Origin of the sequence: Mesorhizobium sp. M2A.F.Ca.ET.037.01.1.1 (assembly GCF_003998075.1) — a bacterium.
Lineage (GTDB): Bacteria > Pseudomonadota > Alphaproteobacteria > Rhizobiales > Rhizobiaceae > Mesorhizobium.
In genome coordinates, this window is the sequence record NZ_RZSA01000947.1 from 1 (window position 1) to 2,489 (window position 2,489).

At 58.9% G+C, this 2,489-nt stretch carries 2 protein-coding genes and 1 pseudogene; 2 read left to right on the top strand and 1 reads right to left on the bottom strand.

Annotated features, from left to right (window positions below):
* Nucleotides 1-15: 15 nt before the first annotated feature.
* On the bottom strand, nucleotides 16-813 hold the full coding sequence (locus EOA27_RS31740) for a hypothetical protein (protein WP_127258144.1): 798 nt from the start codon (nucleotides 811-813) through the stop codon (nucleotides 16-18).
* A 420-nt stretch (nucleotides 814-1,233) separates the two neighbouring features.
* Here EOA27_RS31740 and EOA27_RS31745 point away from each other — a divergent pair, with 420 nt between their 5' ends.
* A complete protein-coding gene (locus tag EOA27_RS31745) occupies nucleotides 1,234-2,088 on the top strand; it encodes a helix-turn-helix domain-containing protein (protein WP_127258147.1) in 855 nt (284 codons plus the stop codon).
* A 151-nt stretch (nucleotides 2,089-2,239) separates the two neighbouring features.
* Nucleotides 2,240-2,489, top strand: a pseudogene (locus tag EOA27_RS41665) (hypothetical protein); the annotation flags it as partial.

Here is a 2,489-nt window from a genome sequence, read left to right on the forward strand (position 1 = left end):
CATCTCAATCCGCTATTATCCCGGATGGGCTGGCGAGAATTGATAAGTGAGCCCCAGAATCGGACCCTGCTGAGTGAGTTTGTTCACGAAGCCGTCGTGGCTATAATTGTCGTGCACGGCCCGATAGCCGACGAAAATCGACATCTTGTCGTTGAACTGATAACCGGCCCCTCCCATCACATCCCACATTGACTTGGACCCTGCGCCGAAACCGCCGACGAGGCCCCAGCCAGCCAAGTAGATCCCGTCACCGACATCGGCCTTGAATTTGGCGCCGATCACCGGATCGACCCACGTATCGCTGTCGCTCGCTGACCTGCCATCCAGCACACCTCCGTGGAAGTCGAAACTGTTGTCGACCGACCAGAGGCGGGCACCGGCGACAAGATCGAAATTCGTCCCATCCTGATAGTAAACGCTGTAACCACCCAGCGCCGTACCCATGAAAGTGCTCACCGTCGCATCAATGTTGGACGCGAGGATTCCCTTCGGGGTGCCTATGTTGGCGTCGAGCTTGGCGTACACTATGTCCGTGCTGATTGTGAAAGGCCCGTTGCGAGCTTCCGTAAGCCCCATGAAGCCGAATTTAAGGTGGTGCAGCACGTCGCTGAAGCTCACATCGACATCCTGAGGCGGAAATCCGAAGACTCCGCTCTCGCCCTTGATTCCCGAGGCCCAGAGATACGGGGCGACAGTGAACGTCCAGCCCTCATCCCGCTGCTTGGCGATGTCCGCCGCAGATGCGTCAACGGCACAAAGTACCGATATCACGGCCGTTCCCAAGGCTACCAAACGAAATCTTTTCACGATCATCCCCTCAAGGTGCTCCTCGATTTGCTATACTTAGCCGGCGCGTGCGCGCCCGCATCATGTCCCGCGCCGTCTCAGGTCCTGCCCTCTGTCAAATTGCCTTTGATCCAACGTGCGATGCTGACGCCGTCAACGCGATGCGTACGGCCAAGACGCCTGGCGCCTCCCCAATAAGTAGATCTGCTTCGTCCATCGTCCCCAGAGCCGTGAGTCGGCGATATTTTGCGGCGAATTGATCTCGCGCAATTTGCGTTTAAGCTACACCTAATACAAGTGTTGTGATATCCACTTTGCGCAAAGGACGCATTTTTGAGCGCGTGGCCTCCAACGACTTCGCACAGGGACGTGCAACTTGGCCCAGACGCGCTCGGCGATGCCGCCTCTGGGCTGCCCGTGAAGGTTGACAGGCTTTCGCCAGGGCAAATGCCGTCGCGCCTCCGGCAAATCCAGTCCCACGGCAAGTGGGCGCTCGATCTGGCTGAATTCAATTGCGCCTTCCGTGCCAACGGCGGCTTTGATCCAGGTTCCGTGGCAATCGTGGCTGTAGAGCGGGCCCGGGACTCGACGATCTGCGGCATTCCGCTCAAGGACGACATGATCGTGGCAATTCCCGCCGGCACGAGCGTCGCAGCGACGGTCAAGCCCGGCCTTCGCTACACGGGCGCCGTTGTTCCGACGTCGATCTGGGTGGAAATCCAGGCACTTTCCGCCGGCACGATCTTGGATCGGGCGGCCGACCATCCAAATGCCGTTCGGCTCACCGCCAGCGATGCGCAAATGTTCCGCAGCCAGATGGAGGCGATGGCATACCGCTTCGGGGAAGCCGCAAGCGATTCAGCCTTGCCGGAGCATACTCCGATCGCGTTGGCGGAATATTTGGGGGGCATAGCCAACGCGTTCGCTGGCGCCCGTGGCAACGTCGAAACAGATCGGTCCTCCAGTCGCCACCTCCGACAGGCATGGGCGGCCGAGGATTTTATTCGCGCGCACATCCGCGAAGACATCCCCATCATCCGGTTGTGCAAGGAAATCGGCATCAGCCGACGACAATTGGAGTATGCCTTTCGCGCCGCCTTTGCTCTCAGCCCGCTGGAATTCATCAGGGCGGTTCGCCTCAATGAAGCGAGGCGATTGCTCACTGCGCGGGGAGCGGATGGCTTGAGCGTCACAAGGATCGCGATGGAGGTGGGGATCACCCATCTTGGCCGTTTCGCTGCGAGTTATCGCATGCTGTTCGGTGAGTCCCCGAAGGACACACTTCAACGTGCCAGAAGATGACAACGAGGGTGAAACTCGGTCGCGGAATTGGCGCCAGTCGTCATGCAGGCAGTTCGACGGAAATTGCGCAATCCGAATAGAAGCCCGATTATATAATTAGTATTCTCTAAAATATGTTGCCTCCGGGGGCGGCGGTCCGGGTTTGCGTCAGGTGAGCGACCTCATCGGCTACGGATTTGAACGCAGGCAAGTTGTGAGTTCTTTGAGGATGCAAATGAAAAAATCGAGCTTGAGATCGACCGGCACTGCCGGGATAGCATTCGCATTGATGCTTGCGGGAATCGCCGATGCCGTTACACCCTTCGCCCTTTTCGTCAGCCCTGCGCAGGCCCGCGTCGGTCACCCGCTCACTCCAGGCAGCGTAGCTGGGGTTGCCAGGCGCACCACGCGCCGTACGATCC